The sequence below is a fragment of the Rhodovulum sp. PH10 genome (assembly GCF_000293785.1).
Taxonomy (GTDB): Bacteria; Pseudomonadota; Alphaproteobacteria; order Rhizobiales; family Xanthobacteraceae; genus Rhodoplanes.
This window is the reverse complement of the sequence record NZ_AKZI01000117.1, coordinates 1-18,509: the sequence shown is the minus strand read 5'-3', so window position 1 is coordinate 18,509 and position 18,509 is coordinate 1. Positions and strand designations below refer to the sequence as shown.

19 protein-coding genes are annotated in these 18,509 nt (G+C 69.7%); 6 read left to right on the top strand and 13 right to left on the bottom strand.

Annotation, left to right across the window (positions count from 1 at the left end; genetic code table 11):
* The 4 genes from A33M_RS17635 to A33M_RS17620 all read left to right on the top strand — a co-directional run.
* On the top strand, positions 1-1,612 hold a 1,612-nt coding region (locus tag A33M_RS17635; RefSeq protein WP_237718412.1), incomplete at its 5' end, for a S8 family serine peptidase.
* A 73-nt stretch (positions 1,613-1,685) separates the two neighbouring features.
* The gene (locus A33M_RS17630) at positions 1,686-3,485 is read left to right on the top strand and encodes a ShlB/FhaC/HecB family hemolysin secretion/activation protein (RefSeq protein ID WP_008389968.1); all 1,800 of its coding nucleotides are present in this window, start codon (positions 1,686-1,688) and stop codon (positions 3,483-3,485) included.
* Positions 3,486-3,509: 24 nt separating this feature from the next.
* On the top strand, positions 3,510-4,055 hold the full coding sequence (locus A33M_RS17625) for an invasion associated locus B family protein (RefSeq protein ID WP_008389967.1): 546 nt from the start codon (positions 3,510-3,512) through the stop codon (positions 4,053-4,055).
* Positions 4,056-4,150: 95 nt separating this feature from the next.
* Positions 4,151-5,812, top strand: a complete 1,662-nt coding sequence (locus A33M_RS17620; RefSeq protein ID WP_008389966.1) for a peptide chain release factor 3 — start codon at positions 4,151-4,153, stop codon at positions 5,810-5,812.
* 94 nt (positions 5,813-5,906) lie between these two features.
* On the opposite strand, the gene A33M_RS17615 is transcribed toward A33M_RS17620, so the two are convergent.
* From A33M_RS17615 to A33M_RS17600, 4 genes are all read right to left on the bottom strand, one after another.
* Positions 5,907-6,245 (bottom strand): hypothetical protein, encoded by a 339-nt coding sequence (locus tag A33M_RS17615; protein WP_008389965.1) that lies wholly within the window; start codon positions 6,243-6,245, stop codon positions 5,907-5,909.
* A gap of 189 nt (positions 6,246-6,434) precedes the next feature.
* Positions 6,435-7,742: a TRAP transporter large permease gene (locus tag A33M_RS17610; RefSeq protein WP_008389963.1), complete on the bottom strand. Its 1,308-nt coding sequence runs from the start codon at positions 7,740-7,742 to the stop codon at positions 6,435-6,437.
* Complete coding sequence (locus A33M_RS17605; RefSeq protein ID WP_040621413.1) at positions 7,742-8,299, bottom strand: TRAP transporter small permease; 558 nt, start codon at positions 8,297-8,299, stop codon at positions 7,742-7,744. Before A33M_RS17605 ends, A33M_RS17610 begins: the two co-directional genes overlap by 1 nt.
* Positions 8,300-8,345: 46 nt before the next feature.
* The gene (locus tag A33M_RS17600; RefSeq protein WP_008389959.1) at positions 8,346-9,344 is read right to left on the bottom strand and encodes a TRAP transporter substrate-binding protein; all 999 of its coding nucleotides are present in this window, start codon (positions 9,342-9,344) and stop codon (positions 8,346-8,348) included.
* Positions 9,345-9,547: 203 nt separating this feature from the next.
* Here A33M_RS17600 and A33M_RS17595 point away from each other — a divergent pair, with 203 nt between their 5' ends.
* Positions 9,548-9,721, top strand: coding sequence for a CsbD family protein (locus A33M_RS17595; protein WP_008389957.1), 174 nt, complete (start codon positions 9,548-9,550; stop codon positions 9,719-9,721).
* Between the two features lie 172 nt (positions 9,722-9,893).
* Here the strand turns inward: A33M_RS17595 and A33M_RS17590 are convergent, their stop codons facing one another.
* The 3 genes from A33M_RS17590 to A33M_RS17580 form a co-directional block, all read right to left on the bottom strand.
* Positions 9,894-10,607, bottom strand: a complete 714-nt coding sequence (locus A33M_RS17590) for a glutathione S-transferase family protein (RefSeq protein WP_008389954.1) — start codon at positions 10,605-10,607, stop codon at positions 9,894-9,896.
* Positions 10,608-10,638: 31 nt separating this feature from the next.
* A complete protein-coding gene (locus A33M_RS17585; RefSeq protein ID WP_008389951.1) occupies positions 10,639-11,553 on the bottom strand; it encodes an EamA family transporter in 915 nt (304 codons plus the stop codon).
* Between the two features lie 342 nt (positions 11,554-11,895).
* On the bottom strand, positions 11,896-12,306 hold the full coding sequence (locus A33M_RS17580; RefSeq protein ID WP_008389948.1) for a rhodanese-like domain-containing protein: 411 nt from the start codon (positions 12,304-12,306) through the stop codon (positions 11,896-11,898).
* Between the two features lie 106 nt (positions 12,307-12,412).
* On the opposite strand from A33M_RS17580, the gene A33M_RS17575 reads away from it, so the two are divergent.
* Positions 12,413-13,099: a DUF599 domain-containing protein gene (locus A33M_RS17575; RefSeq protein WP_008389946.1), complete on the top strand. Its 687-nt coding sequence runs from the start codon at positions 12,413-12,415 to the stop codon at positions 13,097-13,099.
* Between the two features lie 15 nt (positions 13,100-13,114).
* Here A33M_RS17575 and A33M_RS17570 read toward each other — a convergent pair whose 3' ends face one another.
* From A33M_RS17570 to A33M_RS17545, 6 genes are all read right to left on the bottom strand, one after another.
* A complete protein-coding gene (locus tag A33M_RS17570; protein ID WP_008389942.1) occupies positions 13,115-13,921 on the bottom strand; it encodes a YdcF family protein in 807 nt (268 codons plus the stop codon).
* Between the two features lie 24 nt (positions 13,922-13,945).
* Entirely contained in the window at positions 13,946-14,647 is a 702-nt protein-coding gene (locus A33M_RS17565; protein WP_008389940.1) for a ribonuclease activity regulator RraA, read from the bottom strand.
* Positions 14,648-14,726: 79 nt separating this feature from the next.
* A complete protein-coding gene (locus A33M_RS17560; RefSeq protein ID WP_008389938.1) occupies positions 14,727-15,302 on the bottom strand; it encodes a VUT family protein in 576 nt (191 codons plus the stop codon).
* Positions 15,299-16,006: a 7-cyano-7-deazaguanine synthase QueC gene (gene queC, locus A33M_RS17555; RefSeq protein WP_008389936.1), complete on the bottom strand. Its 708-nt coding sequence runs from the start codon at positions 16,004-16,006 to the stop codon at positions 15,299-15,301. Before queC ends, A33M_RS17560 begins: the two co-directional genes overlap by 4 nt.
* 108 nt (positions 16,007-16,114) lie before the next feature.
* A complete protein-coding gene (locus tag A33M_RS17550) occupies positions 16,115-16,933 on the bottom strand; it encodes an aldo/keto reductase (protein ID WP_008389935.1) in 819 nt (272 codons plus the stop codon).
* Positions 16,934-17,046: 113 nt separating this feature from the next.
* The gene (locus A33M_RS17545) at positions 17,047-18,219 is read right to left on the bottom strand and encodes an isovaleryl-CoA dehydrogenase (protein ID WP_008389933.1); all 1,173 of its coding nucleotides are present in this window, start codon (positions 18,217-18,219) and stop codon (positions 17,047-17,049) included.
* Positions 18,220-18,509: the final 290 nt, after the last annotated feature.

The window sequence follows — 18,509 nt, the reverse complement described above, 5'->3', positions numbered from 1 at the left end:
TCCGCCGCCACCACCACCTCCGCCGCCACCACCTCCGCCGCCGCCGCCTCCGCCACCACCACCACCGCCACCACCTCCGCCACCACCTCCGCCGCCTCCCCCGCCGGGGCCGAGCCCGGACGACCCGGCCATTCTCGCCAGCCTCGCGCCGGTGACCGCGGCGAGCCTGATCACCTCGTCCGGTTCCGGCGCGCCCGGCTCCGACACCTCGAACGTCACGCCGCCGCCGCGCCATCAGGAAGGCTCCGGCGGCAACGGACGCGGTGGCGGAAGCGGTGGCGGCGGCGGCGGAAACGGTGGCGGCGGCTCGGGTGGCAATCCGGGCGCCGGCCCGCCGCCCGGCCCCGGCCTCGACCGGACCCCGAGCGAGCAGCAGTTTTCCGGCGTGCCGCCGCTCGGCGAGACCCGCTTCGTCGCGAACGAGATTCTGTTGCAGATCCCGGCGAGCGTGACCCGCGCGCAGGTGGAGGCGATCGCCAAAAACCTCGGGGTGGAGATCGGCGCGACCGACCCGCTGGCCCTCACCGGCCGTACGCTCTACCGCTTCCGGATGGCCGACGGGCAGGACATCCGCACCCTGATCCGTGGCCTCGAGGCGAACCGCATCGTCTCCTCGGCGCAGCCGAATTATGTTTTCCAGCTCGCTCAGGGGAGTGCGGCCACCGCCCCGGCGACCACGCCCGACCTCGCCGAGCTCGCCTCGCGCGGCCTCGGGCTCACCGGCGATCCCGGCCAGTACGTGGTGCAGAAGCTGCATCTCGGCGAGGTGCACCGCCTCGCCCGCGGGGTGAACGTGCCGGTCGCGGTGATCGATTCCGAGATCGACACCCGCCACCCCGACCTCTCGGGCGTCGTCACCGAGCGCTACGACCCGACGGGCCTGCCCTCCGCCCCGCATCTGCACGGCACCGGCATGGCCGGCGCGATCGCCTCCCACGTCCGGCTGCTCGGCGTCGCACCCGGCGTGCGCATCCTGGCGGTACGCGCCTTCGGCGAAGGGGCGACGCCGGAGGCGACCTCGACCCGCGTGCTGCAGGGGCTCGACTGGGCGATCGCCCACGGGGCGCGGGTGATCAATATGAGCTTTGCCGGGCCACGCGATCTGATGACCGAGCGGGTGATGGCCGCCGCGGTGGAGAAGGGCATCGTGCTGGTCGCCGCCGCCGGCAATGCCGGCCCGAAATCGCCGCCGCTCTATCCGGCCGCCGACCCGAACGTGATCGCCGTCACCGCGACCGACGACACCGACGCGCCGTTCCGGCTCGGCAATCGCGGGGCCTATATCGACGTCGCCGCGCCGGGCGTCGACGTGCTGGTGCCCTCCGCCGGCGGCAGCTACCAGCTCACCACCGGCACCTCGGTCGCCTCCGCGCATGTCAGCGGCGTCGCGGCGCTGTTGATCGAGGCAAAACCCGGCATAAAGCCGGCCGAGGTGCGGGACATTCTGCGACGCACCGCGACGCCGCTCGGGCCGCGGACCGACACCCAGACCGGTGCCGGGCTGGTCGATCCGGAAAAGGCGCTCGAGAGCATCCGCCCGGCGACGGCCGGGCCTGCGGGGGCAGCACCGGGAGCGGCGCCCGCCGTGGTGCCGGCAGCGCCGCGGAATTGAGACGACAGACGAGAAACCGGCGGCAACGGCCGGGCGAAACGAGAATACGGCGTCACGGGGTTTTGTCTTGGACGTGCAAGGGTCGAGCGAGGAGACTTTTTCGAAGCGGAGCCGCCGGCGCGCCGGCCGGCCCGGCTTTGCCGTGGCCGCCGTGCTGGCCGCCATGCTGGTCGCCGCCCCTGCGCGTGCGCAGTATGTCGAACGCAACCTGCCGCCAGCACCGGCCCGTCCGGCCCCGGCGATCACCCTGCTCACCCCTGACCTTCTGAAAAGCGACGACGACACCCCGCTCGGCACCGACCTCCTCGGCATCGTCCTGATCGGCGCCAAGGACACCCCGCTCGCGGCCCCGAAAAAGCGCGGCGTCGACCTCTCCGGCATCCCGGCGATCGACCCCGCCCGCCTGAAGGCGCGGCTCGCGGGCTTTCTCGGAAAACCCCTGTCGCGAAAACTGGTGCTCGAGGTCCAGGCGGCGGTGGTGGGGATCTATCGCGATGCCGGCCGCGCCTTCGTCTCGGTGACCGTGCCGCCGCAGGAGATCACCGGCGGCACGCTGCAGCTCCGCGTCTTCGAGTATCGCGCCGGCCGCATCACCGTGTCGGGCGCCGAGCGCACCGGCGCGGCCCACATCCGCGAGCGCATCCGCATCACCCCCGGCGCGCCGATCGACAGCCAAACGCTCGAGACCGACCTCGACTGGCTCAACCGCAACCCGTTCCGCCGGGTCGAGGCGGTGTTCGGCCCCGGCAAGGATCTCGCCGAGACCGACCTCACGCTGCGCACCACCGAGCAAAAACCGTGGCAAGTCTATGCCGGCTACGCCAACACCGGCACGCTCTACACCGGCCGCGACCGCTGGTTCACCGGCGCCTCCGCCGCGCTGCCCGGCGACGTCCTCGCCTCCTATCAGGCGACCGGCAGCCGCGAGTTCTGGGTCGACGACGGAGAACTGTTCGGCGACACGGAGGATGCCCGCTACCAGAGCCATGCCGGCCGGCTGATCGTGCCGCTGTGGCCGCGCGCCAGCCTCGAGGTGATCGCGAGCTGGGTGCAGACCAACGAGGCGCCGGTCGCCTTCCTCTCCTACCGCACCCGCACGGCGGAGCTGTCGCTCCTCCACCGCAGCGCGCTGTCGAACATCTTGCCCGGCACCTTCGGCGACCTGCTGCTCGGGGTCGAGACCAAGCGGCAGAATCGGGCTGCCTTCTTCACCGGCTTCGGCGAGGTGGCGGACGCCTCGGCCGACGTCTTTCAGGCGGTGGTCGGCTTCGCCGGCCGGTTTTCCGACCGCTTCGGCACCAGCGACCTCAACGTGCGGCTGAAGGTGAATCCCGGCGAGATGCTGCCGGAGAACAGCGCCGCCGCCTGGGCGATGTATTCCGGTGGCCGGGTGACCGACATCGACTATGCGCTGGCGACGCTCGCTTATGTCCACACCGCGCCGCTGCCCGAAAACTTCGTGCTGACCAACGAGCTGTTCGCGCTGATCGCCGGCACGCCTCTGCCCGATCCCGAGCGCGTCTCCCTCGGCGGCGCCTTCCAGGTGCGCGGCTACATGACCGAGGACCGCACGGTCGACCAGGCGGTGATCGTCCGCAACACGCTGTATTTCCCCGCAGTGAGCCTCGGGGAGCGGCTGAAGGCGGCGTGGCTGAAGGATGCGCTGACCCCTTACGTGTTCGGCGACGTCGGCTGGGGCCGCGACCTCTTTCTCGACGACGACATCACGCTCGCCTCGATCGGCGCCGGCCTCGACCAGCGGATCGGCACCGCTTGGCGGGCCAATGTCGGCGTCGGCCTCGCGCTGCTCGACGGCCCCCACACGCCGGCCGGCTCCTGGCGGATCGACGCCCGCGTCACTGCGAGCTACTGATCGGCTTTCCGAGGTCTTTTTCTCATGTCTTCGATGAATCCGAATCTTCGTTCTTCGCGCGCCGCCGCGACCCTTCTCGCGCTGGCGCTCGGCGCGTTGCTCGCGCACCCGGTCTACGCCGCCGAGGAGCCGAGCCGCACCACCGCGACCTACGACGCCTGGACGCTGCGCTGCGTCACCCCGGCCGGCTCCACCCGCAAATCCTGCGAGATCTTTCAGGCGCAGCAGTCGCCCACCCAGCGCGGGCCGGTGTCGCAGCTGGCGATCGGCCGGGCGGACAAGAAGGACCCGCTGAAAATGGTTTTGCAGGTGCCGCCGAACGTGTGGCTCGGCACCGCCCCGAAGATTACTTTCGACGACGGGCAGGCGCCGATCGCGCTCGCCCTGGAGCGCTGCCTGCCGGCCGGCTGCTTCGCCGAGACCGGGCTCGCCGACGACGTGGTGAAGAAGCTGCGCGCCCGCACCGCCCCCGGCCGCATCGAGTACGAGGACGGCCTGAGGCGCCGCATCGCCAGCCAGGTGTCGTTCGACGGCATCTCGGCCGCGCTCGACGCCTTGGCGAAGGAGTAGCCGGCGGCACGCTGCCCCGGCGGCCGGCACGATCGGCGGCGTGAAAAGACCCTTCCCTCTTGCCGAGACGGCGTTTCCCTGCCATCTCGCCCGCCATGACCCAGACCCTCCGTGACATCGACCCGGCCGCCGCCGAGTCCGCCTCCGACTCGCCCGCCGACGGCGCCCCGCATGCGGGCTCGCCGCTCGCGACCGAGGTCGAGCGGCGGCGCACATTCGCCATCATCTCCCACCCGGACGCCGGCAAGACCACGCTGACGGAAAAGCTGCTGCTGTTCGGCGGCGCCATCAATCTCGCCGGCGAGGTGAAGGCCAAGAAGAACCGCCGCGACACCCGCTCCGACTGGATGTCGATCGAGCGCGAGCGCGGTATCTCGGTGGTCACCTCGGTGATGACGTTCGACTACCGCGACCGGGTGTTCAACCTGCTCGACACCCCCGGCCACCAGGACTTTTCGGAAGACACCTATCGCACGCTCACGGCGGTCGACTCGGCCGTGATGGTGATCGACGCGGCCAAGGGCATCGAGGCGCGTACCCGAAAGCTGTTCGAGGTGTGCCGCCTGCGCGACATCCCGATCGTCACCTTCGTCAACAAGATGGACCGCGAGAGCCGCGACCCGTTCGAGATCCTCGACGAGATCGAGAAGACGCTGGCGCTCGACACCACGCCGATGACCTGGCCGATCGGCCGCGGGCGCGATTTCGTCGGCACCTTCGACATCGTGCGCGGCGGCGTGCGACTGCTCGACGCCAAGGACGACTCCGGCCCGCCGGTGGCGATGGAGATGTCCGAGATCGCGGCGCTGAACGCCTCGCTCGACGCCGAGGCGATCGCCCAGGAGATGGAGCTGGTCACCGAGGCGTGCCCGCGCTTCGACCTCGGCGCGTTCCTCGAAGGCACCCTGACGCCGGTCTATTTCGGCAGCGCGCTGAAGAATTTCGGCGTGCGCGACCTGCTCGACGGTTTGCACGGATTCGCGCCCCCGCCGCGGGCGCAAAAATCGGACGCCGGGCCGGTGGCGGCGGACAATCCGGCGATGTCGGCCTTCGTGTTCAAGATCCAGGCGAACATGGATCCGAACCACCGCGACCGCATCGCGTTCGCAAGGCTTTGCTCGGGCAAGCTGCAGCGCGGCATGAAGGCGAAGCTGGTGCGCACCGGCAAGCCGATCACGCTGTCGGCGCCGCACTTCTTCTTCGCGCAGGACCGCTCGATCGCTGACGAGGCGTTTGCCGGCGACGTGGTGGGCATCCCGAACCACGGAACGCTCAGGATCGGCGACACGCTGACCGACGGCGCCGACATCACCTTTCTCGGCGTGCCGAGCTTTGCTCCGGAAATCCTGCGTCGCGTTCGCCTGTCCGACGCGATGAAAGCGAAGAAGCTGAAGCAGGCGCTGCAAGAGCTCGCCGAGGAAGGCGTGGTGCAGGTGTTTCGCCCGACCGACGGCTCGCCGGCGCTGGTGGGCGTGGTCGGGCCGCTGCAGCTCGACGTGCTGCGGGCGCGGCTCGCCGCCGAGTACGGCCTGCCGGTCGAGTTCGAGACGGCGGAATTCCAGCTCGCCCGCTGGATCGCCGCCGACGACAAGGCGGCACTCGACGAGTTCATCGCCGGCAACCGCTCCGGCATCGCGGAGGACCTCGACGGCGACCTCGTCTATCTCGCCAGGAACGAGTTCTATCTCGGCTACACCCGCGAGCGCGCCCCGGCGATCGCCTTCACCGACGTGAAGGAGACGCAGAAGGGGCGGTAGCGAGCTGCTGCCTAGCGCAGAAACGCTCACGCCCGGCTTTTGGCCGGGCATGAGCGAAGCAGTCGTAAGCGAAGGAGTGGGTCGGGTCGGCGCTTTACGCCGCCAGCGCGGTGATGGCCGGCGCGGCGGCCGAGGCGGCCGTGAGGCCGGGATGCACCAGATCGAGCCAAGCCAAGGCTTCGGCCCGGTTGCGGCACAGGAAGACGCCGGTGTCGGTGGTGGTGTCGCGGTCGTAACGGTCGAAGCCGTCGACCATCATCAGCCCGTAGCCGTCGCGCTCGGACGGATCGGGCCACATCGCATAGGCCTTCGAGTAATTCAGGAGAATATCGGAGGGTTGTTCCGTGGTCGCCTCGGCGATCGCGAGGAATGGCGCCCGATCGGTCGTCTTGCAGAGATCGATCAAGGCTTCCAGCGCGATGTCTATGGTCATCGCATAAAGCCTTCTCGTCGCGGCATGCAGGTCATGTCCCGGTAAGGAGATAGTGCACAACCCGCCGAATTCAAGACCTTATTACCGCAACCGCAGGCACGACACCTGTGACCGGGGGCTGAACAAACAGTCGACACCCCACCTACGCACGCACCCGCGTCCTCGCTCTCGTCCGCGCCCTTTTGCCGGCTACCGCGCCTCCAGCATGGTCGAGGGCAGCCACAGCGCGAGCTGCGGAAAGGCGACCACCAGCGCCACCGCCACCACCATCAGGAGGAACAACGGCATGGTGTCGCGCGCCACGGCAAAGATGTTGCGGCCGGTCATGCCCTGCAGGACGTAGAGGTTGAAGCCGACCGGCGGCGTGATCTGCGCCATCTCGACCACCAGCACGACATAGATGCCGTACCAGATCAGGTCGAAGCCGGCGCGCTCGACCAGCGGCATCACCACGGCGGTGGTCAGCACCACCATCGAGATGCCGTCGAGGAAGCAGCCGAGCAGCACGTAGAACACCGTCAGCGCGGCGAGCAGCTGCCAGTCGGGCAGCCCGAGGCTACCGATCCATTCGGCGAGCGCGCGCGGGATGCCGGTGAAGCCCATCGCGGCGGTGAGATAGGCGGCGCCGGCGAGGATGAAGGCGATCATGCAGCTGGTGCGGGTCGCACCGATCAGCGAGTCGCGGAAGGTTTTGGCCGTCAGCGTGCCGGAGAACCAGGAGAGCGCGAGCGAGAGAAAGACGCCGACCACCGCGGCCTCGGTCGCCGAGGCGAGGCCGCCATAGATCGCGCCGATCACGCCGAGGATGAGCAGGATCACCGGCAGGAGGCGCGGCGCCGCCTTCAGGCGGGCGGACAGTGGCACCGGCGGGTCGGGCGGCGGCATGCGGTCGCGGTGGAGGAGCGACCACACCATCACGAAGCCCATGAACAGCGCGGCGAGCAGAATGCCCGGCAGCACGCCGGCGATGAACAGGCGGGCGATCGACTGCTCGGTGGCGGTCGCATAGACGATCATGATGATCGAGGGCGGGATCAACAGCCCGAGCGTGCCCGAGCCCGCCAGCGTGCCGACCGCCATGCTGGTGTCGTAGCCGCGCTTGCGCAGCTCCGGCAGCGAGATGCGGCCGATGGTGGCGCAGGTCGCGGCAGAGGAGCCCGACACCGCCGCAAAGATCGCGCAGCCGACGATGTTGACGTGCAGGAGCCGGCCCGGCAGGCGCTGCATCCACGGCGCGAGGCCGGCGAACATGTCCTCCGCGAGCCGGGTGCGAAACAGGATCTCGCCCATCCACACGAACATCGGCAGGGCGACCAGATCCCAGGAATCGGAGGCCGACCACATCGAGGTCGCGAGCACCTGCCCCGGCGGGATCGACACCTTGGTGAGCACCGCGACGAGGCCGACGGCGGTGAGCGCCATCGCCACCCACAGGCCGGCGCCGAGCAGGAAGAACAGCAGCCCGACCAGCAGAACCGCGACCTCGAGGAGCTCCATCACACCTCCCCCTCGTGGGAGAAAGCGTCCTCGCCGGCACGGAACGACGGCCGGCCGCGACGCAGCGTCTCCACGAGCTCGTCGATGAAGGCGACGGTGGCGACCGCCATCCCGACCGCCATCGCCGCCTGCGGATAGACCAGCGGCACCGGCACGAGGCCCGACGACACCTCGCCGAAGCTCCACGAGACGTACGCGAACTGTCCGAGGTGCCAGGTCATGTAGGCAGCGAGCCCGGCGGCACCGGCGAACACCACGGTCTCCACGACCTGCCGGGCGCGCGGCCCGAGATGGGTCAGGACCATGCCGACGCGGATGTGGGCGCCGGCCTTGAGCGTGCCGGCGAGCGCGAGAAAGCTGCCGGCGGCGAGCAGGTAGCCGCAGATTTCTGCGAGCGACGGGATCACGAAGCCGACCGGCTCCATGCCGGCCCGCACCAGCACGGTGTCGACGATCCGGCCGAAGATCTGGGCACCGACCAGCAGCGCGATCGCCACCAGGCAGAGCGCGGCGAGCCACAGGCTCACCGCGTAGAGCGTGTCGAGGCCGCGCCGCATCACGATCTCCGCCACGAAGTGGGCACGCCGCGGCCCGTCGCGGACGTCATTTGCCGCCGGCGCGGTAGGCGTCGAGGATCGCCTTGCCGTCGGCCCCGGCGGAGGCGAGCCACTCGTCGGTGATGGTCTTGCCGATCGCGTCGAAGCCCGCCTTCAGCTCCGGTGCCGGGTCCTGGAAGACGATGCCGGCGGCCTTCAGCGCCGCGTTCTTGGCGTTCATCTCGTCGCGCGACGCCTTCCAGCCGCGCTCCTCGGCGGCGGCAGCGGCCTCCAGCACCGCCTTCTTCTCGGCGTCGCTCAGGCGGGCGAAGGCGGACTTGTTGACGAACACCATGTCGCGCGGCAGCCACGCCTGAATGTCGTTGTAGTGGGAGAGGTAGTCCTGCGCCTTGGTGTCGACGCCGGTGGAGGCGGAGGTGATCATCACGTCGACCCGGCCGGTGGCGAAGGCGGTCGGCAGATCGGGCACCTCGATCTGCACCGGGATCGCCCCGGCGAGCGCGGCGATGCGGCCGATCACCGCGTTGTAGGTGCGGAACTTGAGGCCCTTGAGGTCGTCGACCGACTTGATCTCGCGCTTGGAATACAGACCCTGCGGCGGCCACGGCTCGGACCACAGGAGCTTCAGCCCCTCGCCGTCGAGCCGCTTCTCGAGATACGGCTTCTGCGCCGCGTAGAGCTTGCGCGAGGCCTCGTAGCCGGTGGCGAGGAACGGCAGCGAGTCGACCGCATAGACCGGCGATTCGTTGGCGGCGAGCGAGATGATCACCTCGCCGATCGGCGCGATGCCCTGGCGCACCGCGCGCTTGATCTCGGCGTGCTTGATCAGCGAGCCGCCGGGATGGACGGTGATCTTCAGCTTGCCGCCGGTCGCCGTCTCGACGTCCTGGGCGAAGACGACGATGTTCTCGGTGTGGAAGTTGTTGGAGGGATACGGCGTCGGCATGTCCCAGCTGGTCTGGGCCGCGGCCGTGCCGGCGAAAGCGAGCCCGACCGCGAACCCGGTGGCTGCAGCAAGCGCGAAACGCCTCGTCGTCCTCGTCATCGTGCAATCCCCAATGGACCGCGGCGGGAGCCATGCCGCGGCATCAACTCGGCTTTTCGAGCATCACCCGATCTTCGTCCGTCTGGCAAGCGGCATGCCGCGAACGATCCACTGCATCCCGCTACCGGTGGCTTCCACTGATGGCGGAACCACGTACGTGACCGCACGTTGGTCCTGCGACGACCGAACCAGGAGGACACCACATGGACAAGGATCGCGTCGAAGGTGCTGCAGACAAGGCCAAGGGCAGCGTGAAGGACACCGCCGGCAAGGTGACCGGCGACGACAAGCTGCAGGCCGAAGGCAAGGCGGACAAGGCCGAAGGCAAGGCGAAGAGCGCGGTCGGCGGCATCAAGGACGCCATCCGCGGCAAGTGACCGACGGAGATTCGAGGTCCGAAGACTTCGCATCGCACGAGCACGGCTCGTGCGGCGACGACGAAAGGCCCGGCGCACGCCGGGCCTTTTTCGCGAGCAGATGCCGCCTTCGCGATCAGCGGCCGAAGGCGAGCGCCGCCGGACGGCGGCGACGGACCCGGCCCGACGACCGTCAGGTGTGTTTCGGCTCGCGGAGAATCTCCGGCCAGTCCGGCTCGTGGTCGGCGTCGTCGAGCACCCACGGCTCGTCCCGCGCGGCGCGCTTCCAGGCGGCCCAGGCGGGCAGCACCATCACCGCATCCATGTAGTCGCGCGTCGCGGCCGACACCGGCACGTCGTACACGTAGAACCGCGCGACCACCGGCGCGTACATCGCGTCCGCCGCCGAGAAGGCGCCGAACAGGAACGGCCCTGCTCCGCTCGGCGCACCGAAGCGGGCGCGGCAGTCGGCCCACAGCGCCTCGATGCGGGCGACGTCGGCCGTGACCCCGGCGGCCGCCTCGTCGGTGAGGTCGCGCGGCTTCACCGGCCGGGTGATCAGGAACGGCAGGTGTTTGCGCAAGGGCGCAAAACCCGCATGCATCTCGGCCGAGACGGTGCGGGCGTGCGCGCGCGCCATCGGGTCGGCCGGCCAAAGGCCGGCGTCGGGGAATTTTTCGGCGAGATATTCGAGGATCGACAGCGATTCCCACACCGGGAAATCACCGTCGATCAGCACCGGCACCTTGCCGGTGCCCGACCATTCGCCGACCGTCTCCGCGAAGGCGGGATCACGCAGCGAGATCACCGTCTCCTCGAACGGAATGTCTGCCACCGTCATGGCGATCCACGGACGGAACGACCACGACGAGTAGGTCTTGTTGCCGATGATCAGACGCAGTGCCATGACCCTCTCCCGATGAAGGTGGAGAGCATCGTCATTGTGGCGGCGTGCGGCAAGCCTCCTCTCGCCCGCGACCGAGCAACGCCCGCGCGATCTTCGGCCAGGGCAGCACGACGATGACCAGGCCGGCGAGAATGAAGGCCATGCCGGCGGCCCGCAGCGGGCCGAACTTTTCGCCGAAGATCAGTGCCACCGCGATCACCCCGGTGCAGGGCGACAGCAGCGCGAAGGGGGCCACCGCCGCGCTCGGATAGGTCTGCATCAGATGCCCCCAGATCGCGAAGGCGACGGTGGTGGCGAGCGTGCCGAGAAAGACGATGGCGAGGAGGCTCGACACCGACGACTGCGCCACCGCGTGAACCAGCGAGGGGTCCTTGTCGAGCACCAGCGAGGCGATATAGGCGGGGATCGGCGGCACCATCGAGCACCACATCATCAGCGGCACCATGGCGACGCCCTTCGGCGTCTTGCGCAGCAGGATCGAGCCGGTGCCCCAGCTCATGGCGGCGCACATCGCCAGCACCAGCGCGGTGAGCGGCAGGTCGGCACCCACCGTGAGACCGATCAGCAGAAGCCCGGAGAAGGCGACCACCAGCCCGATGCCCTGGCGCAGCGTGGGATACTCGCGCAGAAAAATCGCAGCGATCAGCACGGCGAAGAAGGCGTGCATCTGCGTCGTCACCGAGGCGAGGCCGGGCGGCAGGCCGACGGCGAGCGCGAAGAACAGCAGCAGAAACTGGCCGGTGAACAGCGTCAGGCCGATCGCCAAGATGTTCTTCAGCGGCAGGTTCGGGCGGGCGACGAACAGCACCGGCAGGCAGGCGAGCAGGAACCGGAGCACCGCCATCTGCGATGCGGTGAAGCTTTCGAGCGCGATCGGATAGGCGACGTAGGTGAAGCCCCAGATCACGTTCGCGAAGGCCGCCAGGGCCATGTCGCGAACCTTCATGTCGTACTCCTGAATGCGGCCGACGGGGCGACGAGCCCCGGCGGGTCGACCAAACGAGGCGCCCGCGCGGCCGAGGGCCCCTCGGCCCCGCGCCGTCGCTCTCGCCGAATTGTCTTTCGGGGATGCGCCGGCTGTCGGCGCGACCACGAGGCGAGCGTCTCGGACTCGTTCTACCCCGTGCGGAACGAGCGCACGAACGTCATTAGCGGATGGAAGCGTTGCACGCCCGGCGCTTTTTTGCTCGGTCTCGCGGCACCGGCGTCCACCTCACCGCGCACAGATGGAGGCCGAGGCGCAGGCCGGCACGGCAGGAAGCCGCGGGCCACCGCCCGATACCGTCGCTCAGAAGAGTTTCTGGTCGGCCTTCTCGACCGGGCCGCCGGCCTTCCTCCAGGCGCCGAAGCCGCCGCCGACATGGGCGACCGGGGAAAGCCCCATGCGCTTCGCCGTGAGCGTCGCCAGCGCCGAGCGGGCGCCCGCCGCGCATAAGAACACGTACTTCTTGTCCTGGGCGAAGATCGGCTTGTGATACGGGCTCGCCGGATCGATCCAGAACTCCAGCATGCCGCGCGGGCAATGGAAGGCGCCGGGCACCCGCCCCTCGCGGTCGAGCTCGCGGATGTCGCGCAGGTCGACCAGCACCACGTCGTCGCGCCCGGCGAGCGCGATCGCCTCGTCGGCCGCCAGGGTCTCGATCTCGCCTTCCGCCTCGGCTACCAGATCGGCGACGTGCGTCGTGATGGTCTGCGCCATGGAACTCTCCGTCGGATGTTCGTTTCGTCGCGCCGATCCGGCCCGTCCGCGGCCGTGCGGCGTCGGTCGCGGGTATCAGTGTGGCGCCGTTCACCGGAGGTTGGCAATGCCGTTCGATCCGCTCGATCTGATCGCGTTCGGGGTGTTCGCCCTCGCCTGGGGCACTTATGCGATCACCATGGAGCTGACCTCGTTCGGCCACGGCGCGCTCAACTGGCGGATGGACCGCTATCGCGAGGTGTGGATGGGCCACATGCTCGGGCGCGAGGTGCGCATCGTCGACGCGCAGATCATGGCGGCGCTGCAGAACGGCACGGCGTTCTTCGCCTCCACCTCGCTGATCGCGGTCGGTGCCGCGCTGACGCTGCTGCGCTCGACCGACGAGGTGGTGTCGCTGATCTCGTCGCTGCCGCTGTCGCTGCCCGCCTCGCGCGGCCTGTGGGAGGCCAAGACGGTCGGGCTGATCGTGATCTTCGTCTATGCGTTCTACAAGTTCGCCTGGGCCTACCGGCTGTTCAACTACGTGGCGATCATGATCGGCGCGACGCCGTCGCCGGCCGAGCGCGACACGCCGCACGCCAAGGCGCACGTGCTGCGCACCACGCGGCTGTTTCAATCGGCCGGCCGGCACTTCAACCGCGGGCAGCGGGCGCTGTTCTTCGCCCTCGCCTATCTCGGCTGGTTCGTCAGCCCGTGGCTGCTGATCGCCGCCACCGCCGCGGTCGTCGTGGTGGTGTGGCAGCGCCAGTTCGCCTCCGATTCGCTGCGCGCGCTGGAAAGCGAGCCGGAGTGAGCCGGCGGTGCCCGCTCAGTCGCCGTCCGGTCCGGGAAACAGCGAGGCGGTCCTGCCGGTCACCCGGTAGACCACCAGGCCGACCCATTCGCGCACCGCGGTGTCGGTGCGGCGCAGGCCGTCGCCGATCGAGAAGAACGGGCGATAGAGGTCGACCCGGCCGCGGGTGCGCCAGTCGACCGGATAGGGCTCGACGGGGAAGCCGAGCTTGCGAAACACGCCGATCGCACGCGGCATGTGATAGGCGGAGGTGACCAGGAGCCAGCGCTCGCCCGGCTTCGGATCGGCGATCCGCTTGGTGAACAGCGCATTCTCCACGGTGTTGCGCGAGCGGTCCTCGGCGATCAGCCGGTCGGCCGGCACGCCGAGATCGGCGAGCAGCGTCATCGCCGGCACCGACTCGACGCCGGAGGTGAACAGGAGCCCGTTGTCGCCGCCGGAATGGATGATCTTCGCCTGCGGGTATTTGCGCGCCAGCGCGGCGGCGGCGGTGAGCCGCTCGGCCGCCTCGTTGAGCACCGTCACGTTGCGGGCGGTCGAGACGTCGGCGGTGACGCTGCCGCCGAGCACCACGATCCCGGTGATCGGCCCGCCGCCGCCGTCCTGCCAGGGCGGAAAGCGCTGCTCCAGCGGCACCGTCAGGGCGTTGCCGAGCGGCGACCAGCCGAGCACCGCCACCAGCAGAAGGCCGGCGACCAGCAAGGCCTGGCCGGTGCGCACGAACGGCGTCAGGAGCAGCACCAGTCCGACGACGCCGAGCAGCACCGCCGCGTTCGACGGCAGCGCGAAGAAGCCGAGCAGCTTCGAGACGAGAAAGAACATCCGGCCCCTGCCCCGCGGTTTGGATCAGCCCCGCCCGGCACGCCACTGGGCGTAGCGGGCCCTTGCGGCGTCGTCCGGCGGATAGAGGCCCGGCAGCGGCACGCCGCGCTCGACCTCGGTGACCACCCAGCTCTCGTAGAGCTCGTGCTCGGCGCCCTCGGTCGCGACATGGGCCACGAGGTCCTTCGGGATCACCACCGCGCCGTCGTCGTCGGCGACGATCACGTCGCCCGGAAACACCGCAACGCCGCCGCAGCCGACCGGCTCCTGCCAGCCGACGAAGGTGAGCCCGGCGACCGAGGCCGGCGCGGCAAAGCCCGCGGTCCACACCGGCAGGCCGGTCGCCGCCACGCCCACCCGGTCGCGCAGCACGCCGTCGGTGACGAGCGCCGCCACCTCGCGCTTCCTCATCCGCGCGCACAGAATGTCGCCGAAGATGCCGGCGGTCTCGAGCCCCATCGCGTCGGCGACCACCACGCAGTCCTTCGGCATCGCCTCGATGGCGGCACGCGTCGAGATCGGCTTCGCCCAGCTCTCGGGCGTCGCCAGATCCTCGCGGGCCGGCACGAAGCGCAGCGTGAAGGCGGGCCCGACCACCCTCTCGCCACCGGGCGCGAACGGCTTCGGGCCGTGCATCCAAGTGCGGCGAATGCCCTTCTTCAGGAGCATCGTCGTGATCGTCGCGGTCGAGACTTTTCTCAGCACGTCGAACAGGGCGGCGGACATGGTTTCCATCCTCCGATCGGTAGCATCGGAACTCTCGAGAGCGTCGCGTGCGGGCGGCGGCGCGCCGCCCGGCAAAAGATCAGGCCGGCATCAGGCCGAGCCGCTCGTCGCGCCGGCGCAGCCAGATCACCAACGGGATCGACAGGAGCACCATCCAGGCTTTTCCGACCACCTGCCCGGCGAGGAAATCGAGCGAGCCGAAGGCGAGCCACAGGAACAAGAGCGAGTCGACCACCAGCCCGACGATGCCCGAAGCGATCACCGCCGTCACCATGCGGCGCCGGGCGAGCGGCGTGTAGACCGCGAGATCCGCCATCTCGGAGAGCAGGAAGGCGGCCGCCGAGGCGACCACCAGCGCGGGCGGCGCGAGCAGCGCCGACAGAAGCGCGCCGACCAGGACCGCGAACGCCGAGACGAAAACCCCGAGCCGCCGCTGCACCAGATCGCGCAAAACCAGCGCGACGCCGACCATCAGCACGCCCGACGGCGCATCGAGCCCCGGCAGCACGGGCACCAGGCACGGGCCACCGTGCGGCACGCACACCGTGCCGGCATGCTGGATCAGCCAGTTGGCCGCCGGAATGGTCAGCGCGAACAGCGCGAGGAAGACGACGCCTTCGACGCGGCGGCGGGTATCGGTCTCGGAAACGCTCATCTCTTGCCGGACATCCATCTCTCGTAGCCGTCCGCACGCAGACGGCAGGCCGGGCAGGTGCCGCAGCCGTATCCCCAGGGGTGGCGGACGGAACGGTCGCCCAGATAGCAGGTGTGGGTCTCTTCGAGAAGCAGCCCCACCAGCGGGGTGCCTCCCAACCCCTCGGCGAGCGCAAAAGTTTCGGCCTTGTCGATCCACATCAGCGGGGTGTGGAGGACGAAGCGGCGCTCCATGCCGAGATTGAGCGCGACCTGCATGGCCTTCAGCGTGTCGTCGCGGCAGTCCGGATAGCCGGAATAGTCCGTCTCGCACATGCCGGCGACGAGGTGGCGGGCGCCGCGCCGATAGGCCAGCGCGCCGGCGAAGGCGAGGAAGATCAGGTTGCGGCCGGGCACGAAGGTGGTCGGCAGGCCGCCCTCGGCGACCTCGATGGCGACGTCGCGGGTGAGCGCGGTGTCGGAGATCGCGGAAAGACCCTCGAGCGGCACCATGTGGTCGTCGCCGAGCCGGGCCGCCCAGGCGGGATCGAGCGCCGCCATCTTCTCACGGATCGCCGGGCGCACCGACAATTCGACCGCGTGCCGCTGCCCGTAGTCGAACCCGACCGTCTCCACGCGCGAAAAGCGCGAGAGCGCCCAGGCGAGGCAGACGGTGGAGTCCTGCCCGCCGGAGAACAGGACGAGCGCGGTGTCGGAGGAGATCATGCCGGGATCATGCAGAGATCGCGCGAGGTTCGCGCCACGGGGGATTTGTGTCCGGCATACGGCAGCGAGATGCCGACGTAAACCACGCCCGCTCCCCGGCGATCGGCCTCAATCCCATTTGGGCGCGATGCCGGGGTCGACGATCCGCCCGTTGGGCCGCGCGAGCCCGCGCATCGCGGCCATCTCGGCGTCGGTCAGCGCGAAGTCGAAGATGCCGAGATTCTCCGTCAACCGGTCGAGCCGGGCGGTGCGCGGGATCACGATACCGCCCTCCTGCAGCACGAAACGCAGGCTCACCTGGGCCGGCGAGCGCTCGTGGGCGGCGGCGATTTCCTTCACCAGATCGTCGGAGAGCACCGCGCCACGCGCCATCGGGCTGTAGGCGACCACCGCCATGCCGTGCCGCCGGCAGGCCGCGACCACCTTCGACTGGTCGAGCCTCGCGTGCCACTCGACCTGATCGACCACCAGGGGCTCGCTCGCGACCTTCACCGCCTCTTCGAGCAGCGCCACCGTGAAGTTCGACACGCCGATGTGGCGGGCAAATCCGGCCCGCTTCATCTTGCACAGCGCCTCGATGGTCTCCGCCAGCGCGACCCGCGGGTTCGGCCAATGGATCAGCAGAAGGTCGACCTCCGACATGCGCAGCCGGGCGAGGCTCGCCTTGGTCGCCCGCTCGAGCTCGCGCGGGGCGAGGTGGTCCGGCCAGATCTTGGTCGTGAGAAACACCTCCGCACGCTTCACGCCGGAGGCGCGGATGCCGTCGCCGACCTCGCGCTCGTTCTCGTAGATTTCGGCGGTGTCGATCAACCGATAGCCGGCGCGCAGCGCCTGCTCGACGGTCCGCGTACAGGTGCGGCCCCTCAATTCCCAGGTTCCGAGTCCGATGGCCGGGATCGTGGCGCCGTTCGCCGTCACGTAGTCCATGCAGGGCCTCCGGCCGCTCCGGCCTCCCCACCGGTCACGACGCTTCCGACCCTATTCTAGCTCATTCACGGCGCGGCGCGAAACCACCCGCCGCCACCGGCTCCACACGCGTCTCAGGCGGTCTTCTCGAAGATTTCCCTCCCGATCAGCATGCGCCGGATCTCCGAGGTGCCGGCGCCGATCTCGTAGAGCTTGGCGTCGCGCAGCAGCCGGCCGGCGGGGACGTCGTTGACGTAGCCGTTGCCGCCGAGGCACTGCACGGCGTCGAGCGCCACCGCGGTCGCCCGCTCGGCGGCGAACAGGATCGCGCCGGCGGCGTCCTCGCGGGTCGAGCGGCCCTCGTCGCAGGCCCGCGCGACGGCGTAGACATAGGCGCGTGCGGCCCCGAGCGAGACGTACATGTCGGCGAGCTTCGCCTGCATCATCTGAAAGGTGCCGATCGGCTGCCCGAACTGCTTGCGCTGGTGGAGATAGGGCACGACCAGGTCGAGCGCCGCCTGCATGATGCCGAGCGGCCCGGCGGCGAGCACGACGCGCTCGTAGTCGAGCCCGGACATCAGCACCCGCACGCCGCCGCCGACCGTGCCGAGCACGTTCTCCTCCGGCACCTCGCAGTCCTCGAACAAGAGCTCGCCGGTGTCGGAGCCGCGCATGCCGAGCTTGTCGAGCTTTTGGGCGGCGGAGAAGCCTTTCATTCCGCGCTCGATCAGGAAGGCGGTGATGCCGCGCGGGCCCGCCTCGCGGTCGGTCTTGGCGTAGACCACCAGCGTGTCGGCGCACGGGCCGTTGGTGATCCACATCTTGCTGCCGTTCAGCACGAAGCGGTCGCCGCGCCTCTCGGCAAAAGTGCGCATCGAGACGACGTCCGATCCGGCCTCGGGCTCGGACATCGCCAGCGCGCCGACATGCTCGCCCGAGATCAGCTTCGGAAGGTGGCGCTGCTTCTGCTCGACCGTGCCGTTGCGGCGGATCTGATTGACGCACAGATTGGAGTGGGCGCCGTAGGAGAGCCCGACCGAGGCGGAGGCGGCCGAAATCTCCTCCATCGCCACGCAGTGCGCGAGATAGCCGAGCCCTGCCCCGCCGAACTCCTCCTCGACGGTGATGCCGAGCAGGCCGAGGCCGCCGAGCTCCGGCCACAGGTCGCGGGGAAAGGTGTTGGTGCGGTCGATCGCGTCGGCGCGCGGCGCGATCTTCTCCCGAGAGAAGCGGCGGACGAGGTCGCGCAGCTCGGTGATGTCGGCGCCGAGCGCGAAGTCGGGGCCGGACCAGGCGTTGGCGATCATCGAGACTCCCGGCGGTGCACGGACGAGGCGCCGGAGCGGCGCCCGACGCCGGACGAGTGTACCGACAGGAACGTGTGGTTGTCAGGCCGAAAACGTGTTCCGCAATGCGGGAACACTGTCCCGCGCCGCAGCGAAGCCCGCCGCTTCGCTGCTCCTCGCCGAAGCGCTCAGAGACCGTTTGGAAACTCCGACGGGGCTGCGCCGGAGCCGATTTCGCCGATCCGGCAGGAGCCGATCGAAACGCGTACCGGGGAGTACGCGCGAGATCGGCGACGAACCGGGCGGCCGAA